Origin of the sequence: Paenibacillus camerounensis (assembly GCF_000723885.1) — a bacterium.
Lineage (GTDB): Bacteria > Bacillota > Bacilli > Paenibacillales > Paenibacillaceae > Paenibacillus_AQ > Paenibacillus_AQ camerounensis.
On the sequence record NZ_CCDG010000054.1, the window covers coordinates 36,803 to 62,571 of the forward strand.

Consider the following 25,769-nt stretch of genomic DNA (forward strand, 5'->3'; position numbering starts at 1 on the left):
TACATAGGGGCAAGGCCCTCTGCCCTTTTGGGCAAGAGATGATAGCGAAGGATAACAGATGATAAAACATAATAGGGAGATTGAATACATCTACTGGCCTCTCTAAGCTATGGATAATGATGGTCACAGTAGAGGAATGAGTAGACTTTATCCTGCTGATTTTCAAAGACCACAAAAGCAACTCTAGTAGTTCTTGAACTGGCAACATGTATCAAAAAAGCAGCCATAGTATGGCTGCTTTACTTCATTGGAATTCATTATTTTTCGAATAAATGAAGCTCAGGTCCGTTTTTCTGTGAGATATGATTTGACGGATGGAGCTTTATAATTCGTGAACTGATTTAGAATACCCTCAGAAGTAACATCATTAATGACCATTGAACGATACTTCGGCTGCATAAAACGTTCGCGTTCCATAGTATCAAACATGGCGATCAGCGGATCAAAATATTGATTGATGTTCAGCAATCCGCATGGCTTCTGATGCAATCCTAACTGCCCCCACGTAAAGATCTCGAAATACTCCTCTAATGTTCCGGGTCCACCGGGAAGAGCAATAAATCCATCTGCTAATTCGGCCATCTTGGCCTTACGCTCGTGCATCGATTCCACCATTATAAGCTCTGTTAAGCCCATGTGCGCTATCTCCCGATTTTGGAGAAATTGAGGAAGCACTCCAATAACAGAACCTCCATGTTCCAGCACAGCGTCGGCAACAATTCCCATTAGTCCGACATTAGCTCCGCCGTAAATAAGAGTAATATGGCGTTTAGCAAGTTCATGGCCTAATTTAGCTGCACTTTCTTTATAAATGGACTGAGCCCCTTCACTAGAACCACAAAATACAGCAATTGATTTCATAACCTAGCCCCCGTTTATTTGATTTTCTGCGTAACGTGCCTGAAGCTTTTGTTTATGCGATATGAGGATATTTTCAAGTGAAATATCATATGTATTTGCAATTACAACGAGATTTCCCAGAACATCTCCAAGCTCTTCGGTTAATGCAGATTTATTCTCCTGAAATGTGCCTGCAGCCTCATCCGGACGATCTCTGCCAATTTCCAAGGCACGTATTGCACGGGCTACCTCCCCGGTTTCCTCAGCAAGAAATCCAATGCGGACAAATATATCTAAGTCTGACCAGTTGCGATTCTTGTAATATTCCTTGACCCATTGTTGAAATTCAATAATATCCATATGTCTCCTCCTAGGAAAATAAAAAGCCCAAACCATTATAAGGTCTGAGCTTAAAATGATACTTTTAAAGTCAAATGTCATGGTCTATAAATGTTTATTATTAATTTATTACCCACACCGGCTATACCCACAATTCCCACACGTCTTACATCCCTCAATATTTATCAGCGATGCACCTCCGCAGGAAGGGCAGAGATCCCGCGATGCCGCCGAGTGGCTATGCGCCCCGTGTCCGCCATGCCCGGCATCTGCAGGAGCCGCGGCTGGCAAGCTCGATTGCAGCTCGGCACTGAGCGCCTCATTGAAATCGAGCTCCAGGGTGGCCGCGATGGGAGCGGCGACGTGATCGTCATGTGCGTTGTTCTGCACATGCGTCTCGAGGGCTTTGGCTACTGCGTCGGCGATGGACTCGACGCGGTTCGCGCCGAAGCCGATAGCGCCGGAGCCGCCGATGCCCTTGAGGTGCTTGATCAGCAGCTCAACCTTCTCGCCGTGGTCGCCGTAGCGCAGGAACAGCGAGCAGACACGGCCCAGGGCTTCGGCCATGGCGAAGACGTCCGAGCCGGCCTTGCCGACATTCAGGAAGATTTCACCCGGAATGCCGTCCAGGTCGTTGATCGTGATATACGCCATGCCGAACGGCGTATTGATCTTATAGGTAGCGCCGCGCAGCACCTGCGGACGTTTCTTGTATTGTTTATCGACCACATCCGCCTGTAGTGCCGGGCTAGCTGCTACTACCGGAGCTGGCGCTGCCGCCGTAGCCAATTCGGCAGCAGGCTCTGCTGCGGCCGGGGTGTCCTTCTTGTCTTCCTTCTTCGACGTTTCCAGCACCTGAACATCGCGGCTGCCGTCACGGTAGATCGTTACGCCTTTACAGCCAAGATCGAAGGCCATTTCATACAGCTCAGCCGTTTCTTCGACGGTGAAGTCGGACGGACAGTTCGCTGTTTTGGAGATCGAGCTGTCCACCCAGCGCTGAATCGCCGCCTGCGCACGGATATGGTCTTTGGCGGACAGGTCCATTGATGTAACGAAATACTCCGGCAGCTCCTCACCCGGATGGGCTTCCAGCCATTCCTGGGCAATCGGTACGAATTGCTCATCATACCCAAGCCGGCTCTGGCGGAAATATTTGAAGGCGAAATAAGGCTCAATCCCGGTCGAGGTCCCGACCATAGTTCCTGTGCTGCCTGTAGGAGCCTGGGTAATTACGGTAACATTGCGCATGCCGTGCTTGCGGATGGATTCACCGACTTCCGGATACACCCCGGCGATATTGCGCATAAATCCGCTCTGCAGATATTTCTCAGTATCGAATGCCTTGAATGATCCCTTCTCCCCGGCAATCTCCGCTGAAGCCAGATAAGCCTCCCTTGCCATGAAGCCGTACAGCTTGTCCAGGAATTCCAGCGATTCCGGGCTGCCGTAACGGATATTCAGCTTGATCATCAGCTCGGCCAGACCCATCGTGCCCATGCCTACGCGGCGTTCCAGCTTCTGATTCGCTTCATTTTCCGGGAAATGATACGGTGTCTTGTCGATAACATTATCAAGGAACCGGACGGAGTAACGGGTTGTTCTCGCCAGATCTGCCCAGTCCACATCATGGTTCTCCGCATCATAGAACTTGGAGAGATTAACCGCCGAAAGGTTGCAGACACCCCAGCCTGGAAGTCCTTGTTCACCGCAGTTATGAGCAACTACTCCGCCGGCAATCAGCGAGTGCGTTACTGGCTCGGTGATATCATAGACCGTTACAACCTCTCCAGTCTCAATACCAACGACTTTGGACATGAACTTCTCTGATTTGCGCGATGGTCTGGCGATCCGTTCCAACGCTTCTTGTTTTCGGGTAATCAGCTTGAAGCCGATCTTTTCCTTAAATTGCACAATGTTGTTGCCGCTTAGAATCAGCTCATAGAACCCGCTGCCCTCGTAAGTTCGTTCTTCTCCACCTAGAGTTGTGTAAGTAAAGACAGCCTGTGCTTTCTTGGGACGATTATAAATGGAGCTGTTAATCCCGAAATTAAGCAGCAGCAACTGAACGCCCTGCAGCAGCTTCTTTGATGCAGATGTCAGCCTTACATTCCGGTGCATCTCGTCATTCTCATACACCGTTCCGTCTGCCGAAAATAATCCTTGAAGGAAAGCTACAACTGTCGTGCGCGAAGCGGTATACAGTGCGGCCGGAACCTCTTTTTGCGCCGCTTTGACAGCTTTGACTCCAAGGGCTTCAAGCTGCTCGCGGAACGATTTGCGCCACCAGTATGCCTGCTTGGTCCCGTTGTCCCGGTTAAACACTTTGGCGGTTACGCCCGTAATACTTTCTCCAGCAGCAATCAGTGCCGGGATGACTTCGCTGTCCGCCTCACCAAATACCATGCCAATGTCGCCGCGTCTGGAAATCCAGCCATCTCCAGTCAGCCACCCCAGGAACCAGCCCCACTGTTCCCCGAGTGTGTCTTCCGCCGCGAAGCCGCCTTCACCTGATTGCAGATATACATGGTCTTCAGCGGTTAAGGCGTGAGCCTCTTTCCAGCCGGAGTCGGTAAACAGACGGTGTTCAGGTGTCACAGATAATTCAACCCCATTTTGCAGGGAAATCTTCAAGGTCTCTCTCGTGCCGGTAGGAAATACCGTCGCCCTTCTCATCTGCAGACCCGGAATTTCATAGCTTCGGCCGCCGACTACTTTTGCCTGCTCGACCAGTCTTAAATCGGTTCCGACCAGGAACGATTCTCCGGCTGTCTTTTTATATAATTCCTCTATTGTAAGGAGTCCATATTCTGTTGTAATGCGAGTGTCCGGGTGGAAACAAGGATTCGTACAAATGATCGGATTGAAATACCAGCTGTTCGACATCTGGTTATAGTATTCCATGAACACAACGCCCGGCTCCGCCGATTTCCAGGCCGATTCGATAATCGTATGCCAGATATCGCGGGCCTTGACGGTCCGGTAAGGGATAACCTTGCGGCCGGCCGCCTTCCATTTATCCAGATCACCGTCCCAGATTTCATCGTAATCGGAATCCGTTGTATCCGGGAAGACCAGCTCCCAGTCCAGATCCTCTTTGACTGCCTTCATAAAGCTGTTGCTCACGCACACCGACAGGTTGGCATTGGTGACCTGGCCCATTGTCTGCTTCACGGTGATGAAATCCAGCACATCCGGATGCCAGTCGTTGATCATCAGCATCAGCGCCCCGCGGCGGCTGCCGCCCTGCTCAATCAGTCCGGTAGTGTAGCTGAACAAGCCGCCCCAGGACACAGAGCCGCTGGACGAGCCGTTAACGCCTCTGACAATTGCCCGGCGCGGACGAAGCGAGGACAGGTTAATGCCGACACCGCCGCCGCGGGCCATAATTTCGGTCATTTCAGAGAGAGTCTGCATGATGCCGCCGCGGCTGTCTTTGGGCGAAGGAACCACATAGCAGTTGAACAAAGTGAGCTCCTCGCTCGCTCCTGCACCAGCGGCAATCCGGCCGCCCGGAACGAGCTTCCAGTCATCCAGAATCGAACGGAACTTGTCCGTCCACTCCTTCTGCAGCTCCGGCGTCTTCTCGACAGAGGCCATGGCTGCAGCCAGCCGGTCCCACATTTCCTCCGGTGTTTTTTCTATATTAAGTGTCAGCTTCTCCACATCGGATTGCACGAGCTCGCCGCTGCGGGTTCTAACCTTCACAATCCGGCCGCTGCGCTCGACAATCTCACCGACCTCCTTGGTCGGAAATTTCGGGTCATCCTTGGTCAGCACCAGTACTACATCGCCCACCTTGGCATTGTTTGTGTCCGCATCCTTCCAGGCGTAACGGTCCAAAAATATCTTCTCGCTCAGTCCTTCGAGGCGCTGCTTGGGTCCCTCTGTACTCAATAGAAAAACCTCCCGGTATGTGATATGTAAAACAGAATTACAGTAACACTATGCCCTGGCTTGTCAATAAAAAACAACCGCCAAATGCATTCAGCAAACCAACATTTCACGCTTTTGTAACAATATATTGTATGAACATGCTTCATCACTATACCACATATTGTAGCAGAGTTCCTTTTTGAAAATAGAAGCGATTCCGCAGAAAAAACAGTTTTGGGTCGCTTTTTCCGGCGATTTCGCGGTTTTTTAGTCTCTGTTATGAATTCTCTTTAATACGAGCATACTACTTCTACGCATTCCGATATAATACCGCGCCGGAGGAGGCTGCAACATGACGCAATTATCCCGCAATTCCTTACCGCAGGTGGAAGGCCAGGCTGCCCCGCTGCTGCCGGTCCCTCTATCCTTTGAGCGAAACTGGCTGCAGGATCTGGAATCGAGGCTGGAAAAAGGCGGCCCCTGGGGAGACTGGAAATGTTCCCGGCTTGCTGTGCAGGGTGAACAAAGTGGACTGGTCACAAGCTTTGACGAGCTGCAGTGCACCAAGCATCTGTCCGGCCTGTCTCCGCTCCCTCATCAGCTTGATACCGCCCATAAGGTGCTGTTTGAAATGTCCGGCCGCGCGATTCTCGCTGATGAGGTCGGTCTCGGGAAGACAATTGAAGCCGGGCTTATCCTAAAAGAGTATCTGGTCCGCGGCCTGGTAGGTAAAGTACTGATCCTGGTCCCTGCTTCACTTGTGCTGCAATGGGTCCGGGAGCTGAATGCCAAGTTCGGGATTACCGCCGTCGCCCAGAAAAAAGCCTACTCCTGGGGCAATGACATCGTCGTCGCATCCCTGGATACAGCCAAACGAGACCCGCATAAGGAGCTGCTGTTAAGCTCCGAATATGACATGCTGATTATTGACGAGGCCCACAAGCTGAAGAACAAGAAATCGACCAATTACCAGTTCGTACAGCAGCTCCGCAAAAAATACTGCCTGCTGCTCACCGCGACGCCTGTCCAGAATGATCTTGGTGAGCTGTTCAATCTGATCACGCTGCTGAAGCCGGGACAGCTTGGGAATCAGGGTGATTTTGCAGCCAACTTCGTTGTCGATAAGCGGCAGCCGAAGAACGAGGTTCAGCTGCGCGGCGAGCTCTCCAAGGTGATGATCCGCAACCGCCGCGGCGAAGGACCTGTAAACTTCACGAAACGTAAAGTGCGGAACATCCCGCTCATCCTCTCACCGGAGGAAAAAGCGCTGTATGACGGGGTGACTGCTTTTGTAAAGGACACTTATCAGGAATCCGGCGGCAATCTCAGCAGTATGCTCTCCCTTGTCACGCTTCAGCGCGAGGTTTGCAGCAGCCGCGATGCGGTCTTCATCACACTCGTTAATCTGATCAAAAAGCTGCCTGCCGATTCGCCCAAACGTGACCGGATGATGGAACTTCTGCAGAGCATCCGTACAGTCAAGACGAACACCAAGGCAGAGAAAACGATGGAGCTGATCCGGGATATGAACGAGAAGGTCATTGTGTTCACGGAATACCGGGCCACGCAAGAGTATCTGCTGCAATATTTCCGTGATCACGGGCTGCAGTGTGTACCTTATTCCGGCGGGATGAACCGCGGTAAAAAGGACTGGATGATGGATCTCTTCCGCGGGCGTGCCCAGGTGATGATTGCCACTGAAGCAGGCGGCGAGGGCATTAACCTGCAGTTCTGCCACCATATGATCAATTTCGATCTGCCCTGGAACCCGATGCGGGTGGAGCAGCGGATCGGCCGGGTGCACCGGCTGGGCCAGCAGAATGACGTTGTTATATATAACCTGTCTACCCAGGGAACCATTGAAGAGCATATTCTCCACCTGCTGCACGAAAAAATCAACATGTTCGAGATGGTCATCGGGGGGCTGGATGTAATCCTGGAACGCTTTGAACAGAAGGAATCACTGGAAAAAAGCCTTTATAAAATCATGCTGGAAGCCCGCAGCGACGAGGAGCTGCGCAGCAGCCTGGATCATATCGGCGAATCGCTGAGCGGTCTCTCCCAGGAAGCCCGGAAGGAAAGCAGGGCTACGCCATGACGCTGACAGCACAGGAAGTCCGCAAGCATGTAATGGAATATTTGGAGGCCACAGACTGTACCATTATCGAAGTTTCGCCGCTGCATGTAACCGTTAAGCTCTCACCCCGGGCTGACCGTATGCTGACCGACAGGCCTTATTATTGGGGATTTGTAGAACGCACAGGCGCAGCGCCGGAGACGCTTTCATTCACCTTCGTATTCGATCCGGAGCAATATGATCATGCCGCTGCCCAGGCAGCAGCGCCTGCCCGGACGCGCAGCGCCGTGAATCAGCCGCAGGTCAGCTTAAACGCAGAGGCTGCTGCCGAGCCAGCCGCCGCCGGAACGGCCCCGGACGGTGCCCCGGCTGGAGGACCGCCCGGAGTATCGGCCGATCCGCAGGACAGCATACTCGCCCGTTATTTCGGGGTTGTTCCGGCACTGCCGCGTCTGGGGCCTGGCATGATCCGCCGCGAGGATGTCATCTACGGCAGCAAACGGCTCAACCAGATCTGGGCTGCGGCGCGGGATGAAGGCAAATGCCTCCAATTGTTCGAGGACCCCGGCAGCAGGCAGCGGATGACCTTATTCTCAGCAGCCTATGAGCCATGGCTGGGCGTCTGTTACAAGGTTGAGATGACCTGCGACCTGAAACGGGAGGAGCTGCATTTTCTCGGGATCTCGCTGACCACCGGGAAGATTGCCACAGATTTCGGCTCCAGGCTGGACCGGCTGGAGCTGACTCCGCGGCTGCCGGAGAATATTCATATTCAGCCTTATGATTTAAGTGTATCCGGCGGTGCCGACAGGCTGGAGAGCTATTTGACCGGACAGCTTGCCGGGATGGATTACAGCTGGGCTGAGCAGGCGCGGGAACGGCTGAAGCTGGAGCTAAGCATCGTCGATCTCTATTATGCCGAGCTGCTAAAGGAGCCGGACGAGGAGAAGAAGCAGGCAATCGAGGAGCAATATAATGCCCGGCGGACTGAGACGGCTTGGCAGTACGAGCCGCAAGTTGCAGTTTCCGCTGTCACATATGGTCTGTTTCATCTGCGCAGCTCATAGAATACGACCAGGTCTGCTAAAAGCAGGCAAAAAAACAAGCCGTTTTCCAAGCACCTGCGCGACAGCAAGCAACAGCCTTTTCAGGACTTGTCCTCTACAATAGCTGTAGAGGACAAGCCCGTATGATTATGGACGAAGAAAGGTGAATGATGATATGAAATCATTGGCAAGACCGCCTGCAGCGGTTAAACGGCACACCCGTTTTTTCCCCCTGCTGTGTCTCGGATTGGCCCTTTTGCCTATTACGGCAGCTTTTGCGGGAACAGGTGAGGCTACCGCTCAAGGCAGCCGTAATACGGTGTCACAGGCCGTCACTCCGGTACTTCAGCCAGACCTTACCCTTACCCTGAAACCGCAGACTTCACCCAAGTCCCTTCAGCAGTTTACTGCGGATAACATCAGCAAATTATCTGTGGCTGCTCCTTTTACAGCCTGGAAGAATGCCAAGACCGAATATTATCCGCTCGGCCCGGGCACTCACAGCTGGCTTGTAAATGTGCTCAGCGGTGATCAGCGTATCGGCTACATGATCATTTCCGCGACGGAAGACGGCGGCTACTCCCTTAGTGAATACGGGGCGGGCACAACCGGCCTTCCTTACAGCTTGACCGAACTGCGCCAGTATGCGGTGCAGGAGGCTCTTATCCCTTCATCCTATTCCGGTAACGCCGAATTAACAGCCCTTTATGCGCCAATGCTGCCGGTATGGAAGCTGACGCTGGACAATCACACCTACTATATAAATGCTGTAACCCTTGAACTTCTGCCGTGGAATCCGGCCAAAGCAGACGCAGCAATGAGAGCAGTATTCCCGGCGGCTGGTGCCGTAACCAGTAAGGACAACGGCTGGACTCCGCTGTCAGCAAGCTTCAGCGGAGGAACCGATGATCCTTATAAAGATATAAGCTGGCTGGCCAGCTCCAGACTGAAGGCGGTAGATAGCGGCAATGTTGCCGTCCTGCTTGGCAGCGGCCGTGCCCTGGCCTTTCAGTCCCCTGGCGCCAATGACACGACCGGAGCTCCGTTTATGATTACCGGCTATCAGAGCTGGCATAACTCCGAAGGAGCGAATAGCAAGAACAGCCGCACAGTTATCTATGCTGCCTCCGGCCCGAAGGGACTGCGGTATCTCCCCTTCGCCCTGCTGCAGCAGACAGGAACACTGCATAAGCTGCCGGATGCAAAGGGCAACGGCATGGCTTATGGAACAAAGGCTGACAGTGACCCGTTAATTGTGCTCCTGCGATAGTTTATGGCATCCCGATTCCCTTCCGGTCATGCTTACGGACTCCGTTATAATTTTTAAACGCCGTATTATTCAGCAGAAATAACGTCATTTCAGACTGTTTACAGGACGGGTCCGCTTTTTCATCCGAATGTTCTTCCTAATATCAAAACAACCTTCCCGTTATAGGGCCGCCATGCGGCCGGGAAGGTTGTTTGCTTTGTGTATAAACCTGCCGCAGATCCGGAATCCGCCGCTCACCGGCGCTCCTCCCGGGTCCATTTGCTCCGCCAGATCGAGAGTGCGAGCGGCAGCATGCCGAACCATCTTTGCGCCCACGGCTGCTTCTCGGCTTTACGGCGCTCCCGGCTCGCCTTCGGGTCCTCCATATAGACTACTACCTTCTGGGTAATGTACTTTACCAGATCATCTCCGCTGGAAGCCATTCTTCATACCTCCTCTGTTTGTTCTACAATCAGCTATCCTTCTTCATCCGGCCGCTGCCGGATCTCTATGGATCTAGTGTGCTCCAAAGCTTATCTCCCTAAACCGGCAGCGGACCGTATAGACTTGCCTTTTCCAGCACAATCTAACAAAGAATTCGCCGGAAGAACCGAATAACGTGCAAGGAGGTCATGCACATGAGACATTTAAGCTTGAGTACTGCCGATTATGACAAAAGAACCGTAAGGCGCACATGGTGCAGATGGTCGATACTGCTCGCTACAGCAGGACTGCTGGCGCTGCTGGCCGAACCCGCTGATGCTGCTCGCCTTCTTACTACCCCTGCCGCATCACCGCCTGCCGCACAGCACGAACGCCGGCAGGTGCTGGGCCACGACCAGCGGATTATCCTGATTGATGCCGGACACGGGGGAATCGACGGGGGGACCTCCCATGGTGACATTCTGGAGAAGGATATCACCCTGGCAATTTCCCGCCGCCTGTTTCTGCTGCTGCGCAGCGACGGCTTCGATGCCATCCTTAACCGTACAGGGGATTATGCCCCCAGCGATGAGAACCGCTGGCTGCGCAGCTCCTCCCGCCATATGCGCGATCTGGCCCAGCGCAAGGAGCTCGCGGAGACGCTTCCGGCAAATGTGGTGGTTAGCGTCCACATCAACTGGGCTCCTTCACCGGTAAAGCACGGGCCGCTGGTGCTGTACCGCCAGGAAGGGCGCAGCTTTCTGCTGGCGAGATCTATTCAGGATCAGCTCAACAAGCTGTATGGCATGCAGGCTGACCCGAGACCGGGCAAGCCCTTTTATCTGCTCAACAAAATAACCGCCACAACAGTAATCGTTGAGGCGGGCTTTATAAGCAGTCCGGCAGACCGCAGCCGGCTCTGCACACCGCATGGCCAGGAAGAGCTTGCAGAAGCCATTGCCGGCGGAATCGCTGCTTATCTTATGGAAGTGTGAGCTGTGCCTTCCATTGCCATTCTTGCTTGACCAGATCCGAAATGCCGACGAAATCCACATGATCCTTCAGTTCTGCAATGCCGCTGCGGATGCCCGCAGCGGTCTCTTTACCCTGAATGCCGACATGCCCGATCGTTACACAGAAATCCTGATTCAGCGCGCGCTCCTGCACAAGCCGCATCTGCTTCAGCACATGGCCCGCCGAGTGAACATCATCAAGGAAGATGTGATTCTCCACAGGCGGCAGACCAAGCTCCCGGGCCAGCTTGCCGGCAACAGAGCGGTAATTCGTATGGCTGTCTACAAAGAACAGGCCGCGTTCCTTACAGACTGCCAGCACAATGCCCATAACCCGTTCATCTCCGGTTACCTTTGAGCCCATGTGATTATTAATTCCGATTGCATACGGGACATTATCCAAGGCTGCTTCCACCCGCTGGCGAACCTCCGCATCACTCATGCTGGTCAGTACAGCACCGGGTCCCAGCCACTCCGGCTTGCCCTTACGCGGCTCCATCGGCAAATGCACGAGCACATCATATCCCCGTTCATGAGCCCGCTTCGCATCCTGCTCCGTAGTGGACAGGAACGGCATGACCGCTGCTGTTATTTTGACCGGCAGCTCGAACATCTCGTCCGTGCCGCGCATTCCGTTGCCGAAATCATCAACTATGATTACTACCCGGCTGCGGACGCTCTCCGCCGGCTGTTCGTTAGCTCCCGTAATGCTGCTCCCCTCTGCCCGGAGTTCAGTTGCTGTCCCCGCAGCAGATGTAGCTCCCGGAATCAGCGTGGTCATAAGAACGGCTACGGCGGCATATGAAAGCAGCTTTCGGCATTTGTAACGGACTGTGTATCGTGTGTTCATCAGGAACGCCCCCTTCGTCTTCTGCAACTAATGCTCTCATTGTTTGGAATCCGAAGGTTTAATATGTACAGGCGGGATGCGCAATAATTAACAGTCCTAATCCGTCTGCTGTCCCCGGCGGTCGGCAGCCAGTATCGCTGCGTATACATCCCGGGGAGTAACAGGGAACGGCATATTCTTCATCGGTCCCTCTTCGGTACAGCTGGCTGCAGCGGCAGCCGTCAGCTTCTCTGCACTAACATTGGCAAGGCCCAGCTGCTCCAGTGTTACCGGCAATCCGGCATCACGGCAAAAGCCGGCAACAGCGGCAATCTCCTCCTCCGGCGCCTGCTCCAGCATCAGCTGGACAAGGGTGGCAAAAGCTACCTTTTCCCCGTGCAGCACGTGGCGGCATTCCTCAAGTATAGTCAGGCCGTTATGAATGGCATGGGCTGCGGCAAGGCCGCCGCTCTCGAAGCCGATGCCGCTCAGATAAATGTTCGCTTCAACAATATGGGCGACCCGCGCTGAAGCCCGTCCCTTGCGGACATCCTCCAAGGCTGCCGCCCCGTCAGCGAGAAGAGTATCGTAGCAGGCCCGGGCAAGTGCCAGGGCAGCAATGGAACCGGCTCCCCCGGCTTCGGTGACAGCGCCCGATTCGCGGCAGGCCCGCGCTTCAAAATACGTAGATAAAGCATCACCCATCCCTGCCGCCAGCAGCCTGGCCGGTGCTTTGGCAATCAGAGCCGTATCAGCGATCACTGTATCCGGACTGCGCCGCAGTGACAGATAACGGTCAAACCGGCCGTCTTCGAAATACAGAACGGCGACCGCACTGCACGGTGCATCCGTAGAAGCCACTGTGGGAACGAGCATTACCGGCAGATTGGCATAATGGCTGACCGCCTTCGCGGTATCCAGTGTTTTACCGCCGCCGATGCCCAGAATGACCCCTACCCTGTCAAGATCGAGCCCCGAGACAATCTGCTCTACTTGTCCGAAGCTGCACTCCCCTTGAAATTCCCGCAGCTGAAGCGGCAGATCTGCTGCTGCAAAGCTGTCCCTTACGGCCTCACCATACACAGACAGAATGTAGGGGTCGATAACGGCATAAGCCTCCCCGGTTTCCATTTCTGCACAATAGGCTCCCAGCCTGCCTAGCTCTCCCTCGCCCTGAATGTATTTGGACGGTGCAAAAGTAATCTGTCTCATTTAATTTCCTCCATTTCCCAGCTGAGCATCATTGTATAGAAGTAACCTTCCGCATGCAATTAAAAAAGCCCCAATTCCGGCGGAATGGAGCTCATTTCAGTATCCTTTATTTCTTGCGGACAGGCATCCGTTTGGTATCTCCTGCAAGGGTACAATCCTGGTTTCTGGCTCCAAAACCGCTCCCGATGACCTTGTTGTCTATGAAATCAACAATTTGCTGCAGAGAGGCAATCTGCTCCAGAATATTCTGCTTATGCACCTGAAGCTGCTCGTACAATTCCGGATACTCAGTCAGAGCGGTAGCAGGGGTCAGACTTAGATAGGGGCGCATATCATCCAGCGGCATTCCTGCTTTTTTGAGGCAGCCAATCAGCTTCATCCTCTCTACGTCCGCGCTGCTGTAGATCCGGTGGGTATTTCCTTTACGCTGTGCCCGGGGCAGAAGTCCAATCTTCTCATAATACCGGATAGTATCCTCTGTTATGCCGGTAAGCTCAGCTGTCTGCTTGATGGAATATCCTGCTTGCTCCGGTATTACAGCTGTTTCGGTCATTTCGGTCATTTCGGTCATTTCGGTCATTTCGGTCATTTCCCTCACCTCCATAATTCACACCGTAATCTGTCCGCAATGCAGTTTCCTTATTGTATAACCTGGAGTCCACTCCAAGTCAAGCCTGTTATTTTCCGTCAAAACATCTGTTGACTTGGAGCCGGCTCCAAGTTATAGAATGGGCCCACCGGCAGATAAAGGGGCATCAGACACCTCTGTCAAAGCCTACACTTAACCTAAGGAGAGATTCCAATGAACACACAATATACAGGAACCGCGCTGATTACAGGAGCCAATAACGGAATAGGCCTTGAGCTGACCCGCAGACTGCTTAACGAGGGCTGGGAGGTCGCTGCACTTATTCGCTCAGCTTTCCCGGCAGATGACCTTCCAATTATGAAAGCCGTCAACAGCAGGCAACTGCGGATATACACAGCAGATCTGGCCGACTTCAGCAGTCTGCGCGGGTCGCTGAACCGGATCAAAGCAGATGAGCCTAAGCTGGAGCTGCTGTTCAACAACGCCGGAGGCAGCTTTCCTGAGCTGCTGTATTCCCCTCAAGGTCGTGAGCTGCACTATGAGCTGCAGACGGTTGTTCCCTATATTATAACCATGGAGCTGAAGGAGCTGCTGCTCAAGGGCTCCATGCCGACCGTAATCAACACCTCTTCAAATGCCATTCTGAGTATAAAATCATTCGACCCCGCCCTGCTGGAGCGTCCGCTTACATTTAAAAAGCTGTTCGGGCCGTATGCTCACACCAAAATGGCGCTCTCCCTGTGGACACAGGAGCTGGCCCCTACACTGGCTGCTGAAGGCATCCAGCTCCGCAGTGCTGATCCGGGAGGCAACAATACACTCCGCAAGGATAAAAATTCAGGTCTGCCCTTTTACATCAAGCCGCTGATGAAAATGTTTTTCCATCACCCGAGCTACGGCGCCGGCCTGCTATATAATGCTGCACTCGGTAAACACAAAGATAATCCGGGTGTCTTCCTGATCAAGGATCAGGTATCTTCACTGAAGTTCTCCGGACATGCCCCTGCCGTACTGAACCAGGTTCAACATATCTATCTGCAGGAATTCTCAGGAGCCCCCGTAATCTAATCCCCAACAAAGCGGTGCCGAAAGCCTTCTCCCTCCGGAGATCAGCCTCTGCACCGCTTTGTTTATAATAGAGCTTTAATCCAGACGCCCGAACGCCTGCAGAAACAGCAGCTTATCAAGTGCTATTCCCGCCTTCCACCAGTTTTCACTGACCGCAAATTCCCGTTCATAGCCGTTCCAGCTCCTTCGCAATCTCCAATCCCCGGGCAAAAAGCAGGCTCTCCCTGTCCGCATGCTGCAGAATAAACCCGGCCAATATCGCCGTCGGATTAAAGGTGCTGTCCGAATCTGTATGCCACCAGGGAGCATGCGGATATTCGTTATTCGAGGCAATCACATTCCGCCAGGTGTTATCATCCATTTCGGCCCCGCTGCCTAGAAACAACAGCATTCCCTGCACGACCGGATGCGCGCTGTTCTCATAGCCGATCTCCAGCAGCCGTTCTGCGGCAGTCGCCGTAGACAGCGGCGAGGAATTGGGATTCCATGAATCCGCCTCCAGGGCATGTCCGAATCCGCCATCCTCATTCTGGTAGGCAGCCAGTGCCTTAAGTACAGCCTCCTGTCCGCTGTCCTCAAAGTGATACTGCCATCTTGCCAGATCAAGCGGGCGGGCGTTACGGTAGAACCAGTCCTGTATATAGAGAGTTTAACCTTATTCAGGGTAATGATAATAATATTAATATCACACAAGTACATATTATAGAGTAATTGAAGGAGGGAAATATGAAGAAGAATTCGGCCGGAATGTACTCTTTTGGCAAAGAGCTGTTAACCAAAATTAAAAACGATGATGTGCAGGGCATCAGCGCGCAATTAACCTATTATCTGATTCTCTCCCTGTTTCCGTTCCTGATCTTTATTATGACGCTGATCGGGTATGCACATATCTCCCTCGAGGACAAGATCAGTCAGCTTGAGGGGATTATGCCGGCCGAAGCCGTCTCCATTATCAATGAAATTCTGCAGGATGTCTCTGAGGGGCGGAGCCAGGCACTGCTCTCATTTGGGATGCTTGCAACACTGTGGGCCGCTTCAAAAGGAATTAATGCCATTATCAAAGGCCTCAACCGTGCTTATGATATTGATGAGAGCAGAGTGTTCTGGAAGGTCCGGGGGATCGCTTTTCTGGCTACCTTGTCAATCGGCTTAGTTGTGCTGCTTAGCATTCTTCTGCTCGTGTTCGGAAGCTGGCTGAAGACACAGGTCTTTTTACTGGCTGATCTGCCCTATGGCCTGAACAAGCTCTGGGATCTGCTCCAATATGCCGTCCCCCTCTTCGTCATGTTCGTCGTATTCACACTGCTCTACTGGATTGCCCCCAGCCGCAGGCTGCGGCTTAAAGAGGTTATGCCGGGAGCGCTTTTCTCCACCTTGGGCTGGATCATCACATCCGTGCTGTTCTCCGTCTATGTCAACCAGTTCAGTGACTTTACCAAAACCTACGGCAGCCTTGGCGGGGTCATGATTCTGCTAATCTGGCTCTATATCAGCTCGATTATTATTCTGGTTGGCGGAGAGATCAATGCGATTCTGCTGAACCGTAAGATTACCATTCCGGCCAGACACGGTTGATTATTATGTCACGACGTGATATAGTCACGTCATGATATAGTTTGAGCATGACCAAGGAAAAGGTGATGGAGTTGTCCGCAACCGATAAGCTGCTGAAAAAATATGTACCGATGACCGAAACGGCTTTTTACATCCTGCTGTCTCTGTCGAAACCGCGCCACGGCTACGGGATCATCAAGCATGTAGAAGAGCTGTCCGGCGGAAGGATTAAGCTGGGATCAGGCACAGTGTACGGTACATTAACCAAAATGAACAAGGACGGGCTGATTACTGTATACGCCGACGAAGAACGCAAAACCGTCTATGAGGTATCGGAGTCCGGCAAAAAAGTGATGACAGTTGAAATCAGCAGATTGAAGGAGCTGCACCGCAACGCCGTCGCCTGTGAGGAGGATTTTTTATGAAAACCGTCTTTCGTCCCTTCTGGAGCTATGAATTACACCGGACCGAAGCCTGGTTAACAGAAATGGCCGCCCAGGGCTGGATGTTTGCAGGCTGGAATCTGCGGCTCCGCACATTTTCATTCCGGCAGGATAGCCCTGTCCGCATGATATGGCAGATCGCCTATGACCCTTCAGCCATAACGGATATTCCGGCAGCATTGGCCGCCGTTGGCTGGAGGAAGCATTTGCAGCAGGGCAAATGGTCTGTATATGCTAACAGCGGCCAGCCGGAGCAGATTAAGCTATACCCGGCCCGGAAAGACCTGCTTAAGCGCAGCCGAACCCACTCCCTGTTCTTCACTGGAGTAACCGTGTATGCAGCTGTTATTACCATCATCCCGGTGACTCTTCTCGCTGCTTCAGTATGGTCAGGCACACCTGTCCATGTTGTGAAAAGCCCCATGTGGCTGGTTACCGGGATTGCAGGCTTCGTTCTTCTTCTGCTGCTTACAGCCGCCGTGACAGCTCTTTACAAGATCAGAACTGAGAGCAGGCACTACTACAGCGAGAATGGGCGGACACAAACGTCCGAGCCTATGCATCTGTCAGCAGGCCGCAGGGCTGTCCGTCTGAGACTCGGCTGGATGTACTCCCCGGACCGGCTGGAGAAATGGCTTGAGAATCAGGAACGCCGCGGTTACAACCTGTACAAGGTCGGACGGCTGGGTACGATGTTCTACTTCATTAAAGGCAGTCCGCGGCTGGTGAATTATCATGCGGATTATCAGCTTGCCGCAGACCCGGATTACTTCGAGCTGCACAGGGCGGCCGGCTGGAAGAACAGGTTCAGCACCTCTTTTTCTACCCGCAAATGGACGATATGGAGCAAGGAGTATGACCAGGGTGAAGAGCGCCCGCAAATGTACAGCGATCCGTTCCACCGCCTGAAGCATGTGCGCAGAATCGCTATGTACTATACTCTGCTTTTCCTGCCTATGCTGCTGCTCTATTCGCTGAATCTTACAGTCTTTATCGGCAGTGCCGGCGGTGACGGCGCCAACCCTGCGCGGCTTACCAATATTCTGCTGATGCTTGTCTCAGTCATCATCTTCGGCTCCTTTGTCAGCAGAACCTGGCTGTATTACAGACGGCTTAAAATCAGCCTGAATTAACGCAGAAAAGGTGCTCTCCTATAACAGGAAAGCACCCTTTTTCATATTCGAGCGTAGTCACTGCGTCCTCAGTTCGTACCTATATTAAGCCAACTCCCCAGCAACCCGATTCCCCGGCTAGAGCATGGATCTTGTCTGACAAACTGGCTATTGTGCGTTAGATCAGCTCGCCGCGCTTCTTCAGGAAGCGGTACAGAACGAAGCCGCATACCGCACACAGCAGCGCACACAGTCCAATAAAACCATATCCAGCCTGTAGCCCGCGCAGCAGTGCATCCGGGTTATTCTCACCATACACCTTCTTTACCGCTTCGATAACAAAGCCGATTATATAGTTCCCGATTACACTGCCCAGCCCCATCATAGTAACTGTAAAAGTAATGGCTGTATCGCTTCCGCCCGGATAACGCTTGGCTATGAAGGCCATAACGGTCGGATAGATCATCGCAATCCCAAGGCCGGCGGCAGCAAACAGGAATGCCCAGGACTCACCTCCTGCCAGTGCTGCAAAGGTACAGACAGCTGAGAAGCCCGAGAAGATAATCAGCGACAGCGTAAAGCCGATTTTGTCAGTCAACGGTCCCAGTACCAGCCTGCCGACTGAGAACAGCAGGAAGAATGCGGACAGCAGGCCGGAGGCCTTAACGGTATCCCAGCGGTAAGCCTTCTCCAGGAAATTAACCAGCCAGCCGCCGACAGCCAGCTCAGACACAACGCCGAAGGAGAGGATCAGTACCATCCACCATAAGGCCGGGTCCCGCCTTAATTCTTTGAAGGGCGTGCGTTGTTCAGCCGGCAGATCATCCCCCGGAAAGGTGCTGCGCAGCGCAGTCAGAATCGGCAGCAGAGACAGTGAGAGCATCACCAGATACATTCCCCGCCAATCCAGTTCCTGCCCGAATATTTGCACCGACATCATCCCCGTGGCAATCAGCGGGGCAACAGTCGAGCTTAATCCATAGAAAAAATGGGACAGATTCATCATCGTACCGACATTTTTGACAAAAATCCGCGCCCCCAGTATAGCCAGGGCAATTTCCAGCATTCCGTTGCCGATATACATCAGGAAGTAAGAGGCGGCAAAAGCCGGATAAGCATGCGAGACAAAGATAAAAATACCGGACAGCAGCATGGAGGCAAATGAAATGATGCTTGTCGCTTTAATTCCGAATTTACGGACCAGTATAGCGGTGAACGAACAGGCAATGAGATAACCCAGTGCGTTGAGGGACAGCAGGCTTCCTAATTGCTCCTCGTTCAAGTGAAAGTCTAACTGGATCCGCGGAATGGCCGGTCCTTTAATATTCTCTGATATCCCAAAGATGATAAAACCCAAGAAGATCGTAACCAGCTGCATAGCATAGGTTTTATTAAATGATGTTGTGCGCTGTTTCAACGTAAAAGCCTCCCGAAAGATGTGAATGTTGATTATGGACAAATTAAAGACTCAGACCGGACTTGATGCCCGTTATTATTTGCGTTCAACCAGCTGCAGCCTGTACGTCAGACTCTCCAGCGTAAGGGCAGTAATGCCGGTCATGTATTCTTCCTGTGTGTTATTTTTGATCAGCAGCGCAGGCATATGCTCCTGCGGAATATGCTCCAGGCATTCATTAAGCAGCTCCTGCGTCATAGAGGGGTCTGTCAGCTCGCCGGTAACGGCTACCGAGACCGGATTGAGTATCGTGATGACCGAAGCCAGCATTTGGGCCGCCATGGGGATAAAGGTCTCCTGCTTATGCAGCCGCTGAAGCTGCTCCTCCCGTGTGTATGCAGAAGGAAGGTACGAGATTTCTCCGGCAAAATGGGTGATCCCCGACACCATCCGCCCGTTTACGATAAAGCCTGCTCCCGGAAAATGGTGCTTGGGAAAGGTGACTACGGCAAACGGCTGGTCCTCCTCCGGATTATGCAGCTGATAAAACCCGTATACGGTAGCATTCATGTCGTTCTCAACGATGATATCCATATCGTACTTCTCGCTGAGCTGCTCACCCAAAGGGACTCCAGCCAGCTCAGCCACATCACAGATGCCGATTACCCCGCGGTGTGCAACTCCCGGTATGCCGATGCCGGCTGCCTTTATATTGCTGTATTTTTGGGTCAGCTCTCCGATTAGCAGATCCACTGTATCCGCATTAATCCTGGTAAAGTCACGGGTCCCTTCATCCAGCCTGTCCCCTGTCAGATTAACCACTATGTACGATACGGAATGCCGTCCGCCTTCAGTTCTCACCATAAGGCAGAGCACGCAGGCATAATCAGCATTGAACATGTATTGTCTGGCAGGACGACCGCCGCTCGACTCCTCCAGTTCAAGCTCCAGCACCTCCCCGCTGCGGACCAGCTCATTCAAAATACTGCCGCAAGTAGCTACACTCAGCTGTGTCATACCGGCAATCGATGCCTTCGTTCCGGTCCCCGCGGCCTTCAATGTATTTTTCACCAGCTCTACATTTATCCTTTTGACCTGATGTGTATTATGGGATACGGTCATAACAGGCTCCTTTCATAACGGCAAGTTATTATAACTCTTTTAATAAGTGCAAATATAGTGGCTTTAAAGGCTTATGTCAAGTGTTCATTACAGGATTCCACATAAAACCGACACACAGTGATCATCTGTCCATAGCAAAAAGAAGACCCGTATCGCCTAAGCGATTACGGGTCTTCTACAATAGGATGCGGTCAAGAGGACTCGAACCTCCACGATATTGCTACCACTGGCACCTGAAGCCAGCGCGTCTGCCAATTCCGCCATGACCGCATATTATGAGGGGCACTTTCGCGACCACAAGATAGATCATATCATGTATAGATATCAGAGTCAATATTTTTATTATTTCATTGCTTTTCATTATTTTTTGGATAATTATTGCTTTTCATTATAAATTCAAGGTATAATAAGAACAGAAGTTCGCATACTATAAATGAGGTGATTTATATGGCGACCACTACCAGAACTACTCTGAACACACCCATTATTCCTGAAGATATAACCAAAGACGAACTGTCCCTTGTGAGAAGCTATCTGCTGCTGACGTTTATTCATAAAGTATTTGAACGCGATTGCCGTGTAATCGGCAGGAGCGGATTATTCAAGACCCCTCAGCTCTATATGGAGCTGGTAACAAGCGCAACGAAGAAGACTTCACTGATGCTCCAGGAGGTAACCCGCGAGCTGTCCTCCCACAATCTTAAGATTACCACCATCCGCCAGGATCAGCGTGGTGTCGAAGCTTCTTACGCATGCCGGGGTTATACCGGTAACATCAATATCCAGTGGCCGGGCTTCCGCAATGAGATGATGCAGCGCATGCGTGCATATCTGGGGCTTAACCCCGAGCTTGCTGTACTGCCGAAGACCGAAAGCGTCGAGCAGATGGCTATGTCCATCTGAATTCCGTCAGATTAACTGCAGCAGAGCCCCCGTCCTGATTAGGACGGGGGCTCTGCTCTTTTTACTATTTTACCTACAGATCATCCAGACCTTTACGCGGCTCCGAGTATGGCTGAAATACATAATTACGGTCTAGCTTAACAACATGCTTATTAGGCCGGCGAACCATCACCTGTGTATCATCCCAGGCCAGAATGATGCCTCTAACATCATTACTCTCAATAGCATCACGGATAACGCGCACCTTCTCACCGGATATGCGGTAGGCATCCAGCTGTTCATCGCTGATCATGGTCATCCCTCCTTTCCACTAGCTTGTCCTATTCAAAAAAAGACCCAAATGAGAATCCATTTGGGTCTTTCATCCTTAACAAAGATCCTATATCAGCGCTTCATTCTTCTCAAACCAGAAGTCAAGAACTTTAGCGGACATCACACGTTGCTCCAGATACTCAACCTGATTCTCTGTGAAATTCTGTTTCCAGTTGAATTCCAGCTCTTCGCACAGGCTAGTGATCGTCAAAAGTTCCGACCATGCAACATAACGTTTGTACCAGAAAAATTGAGGATGTTCAATCATATAGGGATACAGATCGTCGAACTCTGTGTGTTTACAATCCAGCGCACGCTCGAAATGATCCTTGGCCTCGGTTAGTTTATCAATAAAAAATTGCTCTGTCACCGGTTCTTTCCCCATTGTGACGCCTCCTCTCCTATGTCTAAAGCTTATTATAAAGGAAAACTTATAGGGTGAAAAGAAGATGTTTTAAAAATAGGCTATGTTCCTATAATTGTCACCGGTTTAATCGGCGAAATGAACCTTGCCGTCCTCCAGTGAGGTTATACGGACGAGCGATTCCAGCAGAATCCCCTGATCTCTGATTGTACGTGCCCCTGCCTGGAAGCATTTCTCGACAACCACGCCCATTCCGGCAAGCTCAGCCCCGGAGCGCTGGATGATTTTGATCAGTCCGCGTGCAGCATCACCGTTAGCGATAATATCATCAATAAAAAGAACCTTGTCTGCTGATGAAATATATTGCCGTGACAGCATAATGTCAGTGACAATTCCTTTTGTAAATGACGGAACCCGCTCACACAAGGCATCAGGATCAGCCAAAAGCGTTTTTTTGCGGCGGGCAAATACAAGCGGCACCTTCATCTCCAGCGCGGTGGCAAACGCCACGGCAATACCCGAGGATTCTACGGTGACCACCCGCGTAATGCCTGCATCCGCAAACCTCCCGGCAAACTCCCGTCCCATTTCCATCGTCAGGATCGGATCAACCTGGTGGTTGAGCAGGGCATCCAGCTTCAGCACCTGATCTGACAGGACGACCCCTTCCTCTAAAATCCGCTGTTTCAATACTTCCATGACTTAGTACCTCCATTACCTTAATAATTCCAGATATTCCACATGCACAGCCGTTCATTTCACCAGCACGGAAGTCATGTCCCTCTGGCTATCATCATAACCTGTACTATATGGACTGCACAAGGCAATCCGGCGGGCACAGCCCATTTTTATAATCACAGCACATAAGGAGTGAAGCTATGAAATCGCATGTCCGTACGCTGCAGATTGCTTTCACCTATATCGGGACGATTGTCGGCGCCGGGTTCGCTACAGGCCAGGAGATTCTCCGTTTTTTTACCCGGTACGGCCATTGGGCGCTGCTGACCATCATGCTGTCGACGGTACTGTTCATTTGGCTGGGAACCAAGATGATGGTGATCGCCCGCCGGACCGGTGCGGATTCCTATGAGGACTTTAACCGTCATCTGTTTGGAGAAAAAACGGGCAGCCGTATCAGCCTGTTCACCATGGTCATTCTGATCGGAGTCAACAGCATTATGCTTGCCGGCGCCGGGGCTATTTTTCAGGAGCATCTTGGCTTTCCCTATCAGGCGGGGCTGCTGATTACACTGTTTGGCTCATTCATTCTGCTGAAGCGCGGGATTTCAGGCATTATGCAGCTTAACAGCCTCGTTGTGCCGCTGATGCTTACTCTGTCGCTTATCATTATTTTTAATACATTCGGGCTGCCGGGAGCGGAACGGTTCCTCTTCCTCCACACAGACCACAGCACCTTCAGCGCCTGGATGTCACCGCTGCTGTACACCGCCTTTAATCTCGGAATGGCCCAGGCCGTGCTGGTTCCCCTCGCCCGCCATACGGAGGATGAACAAGCGCTGGTACGCGGCGGAATACTAGGCGGTATCGGCATCGGCTTCATGCTGCTTGCCGCTCATTTTGCCATGAGCTCACAGATGCCGGGCATTCTGCAATACGAAGTGCCTATGGGAAGCATCGCCTTCCGGCTCGGCTCCATCGTGCAGCTGATCTATCTGCTGCTGATCTTTCTGGAAATATTCAGCACCTTCGTCGCCAATATTTATGGCGTGAGCGTCCAGCTCCAGCAGCGCCTTCCGGTTGCTCCAGCGCTTGTCACCCCTTTGCTGATGCTGTTCTGCTATCTCTTCAGCCAGTTCGGCTTCAGCTCGCTCCTTGGATTATTCTACCCGATCTTCGGCGCTCTGGCTCTGGTCTGGGTCAGCATGCTGCTGCGCGCACCGCTGTCACCGCCGCCGCGCCCGCCGGGATCTTCCGGTTCTGACGGGATGGGAACGGATGCGAAAGAAAGGGATAAGAAAAAGGGCATTACAATTGTAGCGGTTAAACCGGTTATCCGGGGGCGGAAGTGAGCGGTGATGCTGGTTAGCCGGGAGTGGAATCCGCGGTGAAGCCGGTTAGCCGGGAGCAAAGTGGGCGGTGATGCTGGTTGGCCGGGAGCGGAAGGCGGCGGTGATGCTGGTTGGCCGGGAGCATAGTGGATGGCTAAGCGGTGATCCGGGAGCGCAGTGGGCGGCTAAGGGCATGCGTGCTATGGCTTAGACGGCTGCTAGGGGATTCAGGAGATAAGAGTTGGGACATACAAAGCTGGCGGCTCGTATCGGTATCAATAAAGGGATTTTTCCCTTTGTTCGCGGCTGAGCTGCTACTTTTAGGCTTGTCGGAGGGACTTCCCCCTTTGTTCTCGGCCAAAACTGGTAAAAACAATATAAAGCAAAAAGGCAGCGCTACCGTCCCGGAATCAAAGAGATGAACAGCTCCCAGTGTGCGGGAATCAGTCTCTTCAAGCCTTGAGGGGAACGTCCTTGTGAGGAACGTTACGCTGCCTTTCCGTTTATACAGGGATAACCGCTGCTGCAGGAATAATCCGTGCAGCTGCCTCCGCAACATGACGGTGGCAGGTCATCATGACAATCTGACGGGTTAAGGACAGCTCCCCTGCCAGAGATAACGCGGCATGCAGACGGTGTTCATCGAAATTAACGAACAAATCGTCCAGCATCAGCGGGAGAGCCGACTTCCCGGACATTGTTTCGGCCAAAGCCAGCCGTATCGCCAGGTACAATTGCTCCTGTGTCCCCCTGCTGAGCAGGGAGCTGTCCAGAAGCCCCAAGCTCGCATGCTCAGCCTTCAGCTCCTTATGCCCCAGTGTCATGACAATTCTCCGGTATTCCCCGCCGCTAAGCTTGGCAAAATAGACAGAGGCCAGCTGCAGCACCTGCGGCTGTTTTTCCTGCTCATAAATGCGTCTGGTCCGTCCGATTAATTCGGCGGCAATTACGTTAACGGCATACTGGCCGGCCAGATTCCGCAGTGACGACCGCTGCTCTTCCAGCTGCTGGCTTACGTTATCCTCCATGCAGCGTTCCTTCAGATACTCCTGCTCCTGCAGCAGCTTGCCTCTTTGTTCCAGAAGTGTATTCCGCTCTTCCTCCAGCTCTGCTGCAGCTGCTTCTGCGGCAGAGCGTTCTTCTGCGAGTGCAGCAGCATCATGCTGCTCCAGCAGCTGCTGTAATGGCTCCGTCCGGCCGCCTTCCCAGCCGCTGAACATTGCCAGCTCCCATTGGCGGACAGCTCTAGTAAGCCCGGACCGCTGCTGCACTGCCGCTGCGCGCCGCAGAAAGTCTTCACCGTCAGCAGCCCCGCCTTCACTCAGCAAAGTAGTGCTAAGCTGCTGCAGTCCTTCCAGCTGCTCAAGCTGCTCTGTTAGCTCCTCCTGGATCTCGGCCTTACGGGCAGACAAGCCCTCTCTGCGCAGCAATTCAATGCGCAGCAGCTCCCACTCCCGTTTCCGGTTCTCCAGCCAGCTCAGCAGGCTGAACACAGGGATTGACGGGATCGCTGACCCTGAATAGCTGCCTGCTCCGTCTGGTGTATAGCCAGGAGAGAGAGTCACCGGGCCACCATGAGTAACAGCAGCGGAATCGGCTGGAGACACAGTATCTGCTGAAGGCAAAGAATTGCCTGCGGCGTCTTGCGGATGAGTCGAAGCGTTCAAGCTGTCGCTTACACCAGATGCACCTGCGGAATCAGCTGCGGCGTCAGACGCCGGAGCGCTCTCGGCTGTACCCAGGGTCTGAAGCCGCAGCGAGAGAACCTCGTCCTCAAAGGCCCGGCACTCTGCTTCCAGCTCCCCAAGCCGCTGAACCAGCTTGCCGCGCTGGCGGAGCAGTTCATTTCCCTGCTCCGCCAGCGCAAAGATATCCGGCAGGCCCTCCGGGGAGAGCCCTTCCGGCAAGCGGTGCTGCCGCAGCCATTCTGTATACCTTTCGTCCAGTGCTGCAAACTCCGCTTCAGCACGTTCCAGCTCCTCTGCCAGCGCGC

Annotated in this window: 25 protein-coding genes and 1 tRNA gene; 11 read left to right on the forward strand and 15 right to left on the reverse strand. The window is 52.7% G+C overall.

All coding sequences use genetic code 11. From position 1 onward, the window contains the following. Window positions 1-279: 279 nt before the first annotated feature. The 3 genes from BN3772_RS20055 to BN3772_RS20065 form a co-directional block, all read right to left on the reverse strand. Window positions 280-861, reverse strand: coding sequence for an LOG family protein (locus BN3772_RS20055; RefSeq protein WP_042201723.1), 582 nt, complete (start codon window positions 859-861; stop codon window positions 280-282). Between the two features lie 3 nt (window positions 862-864). Next, complete coding sequence (locus tag BN3772_RS20060) at window positions 865-1,200, reverse strand: MazG nucleotide pyrophosphohydrolase domain-containing protein (RefSeq protein ID WP_042201724.1); 336 nt, start codon at window positions 1,198-1,200, stop codon at window positions 865-867. A 108-nt stretch (window positions 1,201-1,308) separates the two neighbouring features. Continuing rightward, window positions 1,309-5,076 (reverse strand): LAGLIDADG family homing endonuclease, encoded by a 3,768-nt coding sequence (locus BN3772_RS20065; protein WP_244444803.1) that lies wholly within the window; start codon window positions 5,074-5,076, stop codon window positions 1,309-1,311. Between the two features lie 331 nt (window positions 5,077-5,407). Here BN3772_RS20065 and BN3772_RS20070 point away from each other — a divergent pair, with 331 nt between their 5' ends. The 3 genes from BN3772_RS20070 (at window position 5,408) to BN3772_RS20080 (ending at window position 9,448) form a co-directional block, all read left to right on the forward strand. Next, the gene (locus BN3772_RS20070; protein ID WP_042201726.1) at window positions 5,408-7,153 is read left to right on the forward strand and encodes a DEAD/DEAH box helicase; all 1,746 of its coding nucleotides are present in this window, start codon (window positions 5,408-5,410) and stop codon (window positions 7,151-7,153) included. Then, a complete protein-coding gene (locus BN3772_RS20075) occupies window positions 7,150-8,199 on the forward strand; it encodes a YqhG family protein (protein ID WP_042201728.1) in 1,050 nt (349 codons plus the stop codon). Before BN3772_RS20070 ends, BN3772_RS20075 begins: the two co-directional genes overlap by 4 nt. A 154-nt stretch (window positions 8,200-8,353) precedes the next feature. Next, complete coding sequence (locus BN3772_RS20080) at window positions 8,354-9,448, forward strand: hypothetical protein (RefSeq protein ID WP_052380608.1); 1,095 nt, start codon at window positions 8,354-8,356, stop codon at window positions 9,446-9,448. A 233-nt stretch (window positions 9,449-9,681) separates the two neighbouring features. Here the strand turns inward: BN3772_RS20080 and BN3772_RS20085 are convergent, their stop codons facing one another. Further along, window positions 9,682-9,870: a YqzE family protein gene (locus BN3772_RS20085; protein ID WP_042201729.1), complete on the reverse strand. Its 189-nt coding sequence runs from the start codon at window positions 9,868-9,870 to the stop codon at window positions 9,682-9,684. Window positions 9,871-10,065: 195 nt separating this feature from the next. Between BN3772_RS20085 and BN3772_RS20090 the strand changes: the two genes are divergently transcribed. Continuing rightward, on the forward strand, window positions 10,066-10,845 hold the full coding sequence (locus BN3772_RS20090) for an N-acetylmuramoyl-L-alanine amidase (RefSeq protein WP_086074677.1): 780 nt from the start codon (window positions 10,066-10,068) through the stop codon (window positions 10,843-10,845). Here BN3772_RS20090 and BN3772_RS20095 read toward each other — a convergent pair. The 3 genes from BN3772_RS20095 to BN3772_RS20105 all read right to left on the reverse strand — a co-directional run bounded on the left by BN3772_RS20095 (window position 10,832) and on the right by BN3772_RS20105 (window position 13,493). Next, window positions 10,832-11,713 (reverse strand): divergent polysaccharide deacetylase family protein, encoded by an 882-nt coding sequence (locus tag BN3772_RS20095; RefSeq protein WP_042201731.1) that lies wholly within the window; start codon window positions 11,711-11,713, stop codon window positions 10,832-10,834. The genes BN3772_RS20090 and BN3772_RS20095 overlap by 14 nt on opposite strands. Window positions 11,714-11,809: 96 nt before the next feature. Beyond that, on the reverse strand, window positions 11,810-12,904 hold the full coding sequence (locus tag BN3772_RS20100; protein ID WP_042201733.1) for a glycerol dehydrogenase: 1,095 nt from the start codon (window positions 12,902-12,904) through the stop codon (window positions 11,810-11,812). Between the two features lie 106 nt (window positions 12,905-13,010). Beyond that, window positions 13,011-13,493 carry a MerR family transcriptional regulator gene (locus BN3772_RS20105; protein WP_052380609.1) on the reverse strand — a complete coding sequence of 161 codons (483 nt, stop codon included), beginning with the start codon at window positions 13,491-13,493 and terminating at the stop codon, window positions 13,011-13,013. 213 nt (window positions 13,494-13,706) lie between these two features. On the opposite strand from BN3772_RS20105, the gene BN3772_RS20110 reads away from it, so the two are divergent. After that, on the forward strand, window positions 13,707-14,561 hold the full coding sequence (locus tag BN3772_RS20110) for an SDR family NAD(P)-dependent oxidoreductase (protein WP_042201735.1): 855 nt from the start codon (window positions 13,707-13,709) through the stop codon (window positions 14,559-14,561). 166 nt (window positions 14,562-14,727) lie between these two features. On the opposite strand, the gene BN3772_RS31065 is transcribed toward BN3772_RS20110, so the two are convergent. Further along, a complete protein-coding gene (locus tag BN3772_RS31065; protein ID WP_209443676.1) occupies window positions 14,728-14,922 on the reverse strand; it encodes a hypothetical protein in 195 nt (64 codons plus the stop codon). A 365-nt stretch (window positions 14,923-15,287) separates the two neighbouring features. Between BN3772_RS31065 and BN3772_RS20120 the strand changes: the two genes are divergently transcribed. From BN3772_RS20120 to BN3772_RS20130, 3 genes are all read left to right on the forward strand, one after another. Further along, a complete protein-coding gene (locus tag BN3772_RS20120; protein WP_042201736.1) occupies window positions 15,288-16,136 on the forward strand; it encodes a YihY/virulence factor BrkB family protein in 849 nt (282 codons plus the stop codon). A 65-nt stretch (window positions 16,137-16,201) separates the two neighbouring features. Further along, window positions 16,202-16,540, forward strand: a complete 339-nt coding sequence (locus BN3772_RS20125) for a PadR family transcriptional regulator (RefSeq protein ID WP_042201737.1) — start codon at window positions 16,202-16,204, stop codon at window positions 16,538-16,540. Next, window positions 16,537-17,691, forward strand: coding sequence for a DUF2812 domain-containing protein (locus tag BN3772_RS20130; protein WP_042201738.1), 1,155 nt, complete (start codon window positions 16,537-16,539; stop codon window positions 17,689-17,691). Before BN3772_RS20125 ends, BN3772_RS20130 begins: the two co-directional genes overlap by 4 nt. A 157-nt stretch (window positions 17,692-17,848) precedes the next feature. Here BN3772_RS20130 and BN3772_RS20135 read toward each other — a convergent pair whose 3' ends face one another. The 3 genes from BN3772_RS20135 to BN3772_RS20145 all read right to left on the reverse strand — a co-directional run bounded on the left by BN3772_RS20135 (window position 17,849) and on the right by BN3772_RS20145 (window position 20,458). Then, window positions 17,849-19,048, reverse strand: coding sequence for an MFS transporter (locus BN3772_RS20135; RefSeq protein ID WP_042201765.1), 1,200 nt, complete (start codon window positions 19,046-19,048; stop codon window positions 17,849-17,851). A 114-nt stretch (window positions 19,049-19,162) separates the two neighbouring features. Next, window positions 19,163-20,188, reverse strand: a complete 1,026-nt coding sequence (locus BN3772_RS20140; RefSeq protein WP_042201740.1) for an ROK family protein — start codon at window positions 20,186-20,188, stop codon at window positions 19,163-19,165. A 186-nt stretch (window positions 20,189-20,374) separates the two neighbouring features. Beyond that, window positions 20,375-20,458: transfer RNA gene (locus tag BN3772_RS20145), tRNA-Leu, on the reverse strand. Between the two features lie 177 nt (window positions 20,459-20,635). Between BN3772_RS20145 and BN3772_RS20150 the strand changes: the two genes are divergently transcribed. Continuing rightward, window positions 20,636-21,091, forward strand: coding sequence for a YhjD family protein (locus BN3772_RS20150; protein WP_042175358.1), 456 nt, complete (start codon window positions 20,636-20,638; stop codon window positions 21,089-21,091). Window positions 21,092-21,164: 73 nt separating this feature from the next. Here BN3772_RS20150 and BN3772_RS20155 read toward each other — a convergent pair whose 3' ends face one another. From BN3772_RS20155 to BN3772_RS20165, 3 genes are all read right to left on the reverse strand, one after another. Continuing rightward, window positions 21,165-21,383, reverse strand: coding sequence for a hypothetical protein (locus tag BN3772_RS20155; RefSeq protein ID WP_042201744.1), 219 nt, complete (start codon window positions 21,381-21,383; stop codon window positions 21,165-21,167). An 87-nt stretch (window positions 21,384-21,470) separates the two neighbouring features. Continuing rightward, window positions 21,471-21,788, reverse strand: a complete 318-nt coding sequence (locus BN3772_RS20160) for a hypothetical protein (RefSeq protein ID WP_042175355.1) — start codon at window positions 21,786-21,788, stop codon at window positions 21,471-21,473. Window positions 21,789-21,893: 105 nt separating this feature from the next. After that, a complete protein-coding gene (locus BN3772_RS20165) occupies window positions 21,894-22,466 on the reverse strand; it encodes a xanthine phosphoribosyltransferase (RefSeq protein ID WP_042175354.1) in 573 nt (190 codons plus the stop codon). A gap of 179 nt (window positions 22,467-22,645) precedes the next feature. Here BN3772_RS20165 and BN3772_RS20170 point away from each other — a divergent pair, with 179 nt between their 5' ends. After that, complete coding sequence (locus BN3772_RS20170) at window positions 22,646-23,797, forward strand: YkvI family membrane protein (protein WP_042201745.1); 1,152 nt, start codon at window positions 22,646-22,648, stop codon at window positions 23,795-23,797. A 67-nt stretch (window positions 23,798-23,864) separates the two neighbouring features. Beyond that, window positions 23,865-23,987, forward strand: a complete 123-nt coding sequence (locus BN3772_RS31585; RefSeq protein WP_280114394.1) for a hypothetical protein — start codon at window positions 23,865-23,867, stop codon at window positions 23,985-23,987. A 292-nt stretch (window positions 23,988-24,279) separates the two neighbouring features. Here the strand turns inward: BN3772_RS31585 and BN3772_RS20175 are convergent. Further along, on the reverse strand, window positions 24,280-25,769 hold a 1,490-nt coding region (locus tag BN3772_RS20175), incomplete at its 5' end, for an ATP-binding protein (RefSeq protein ID WP_042201747.1).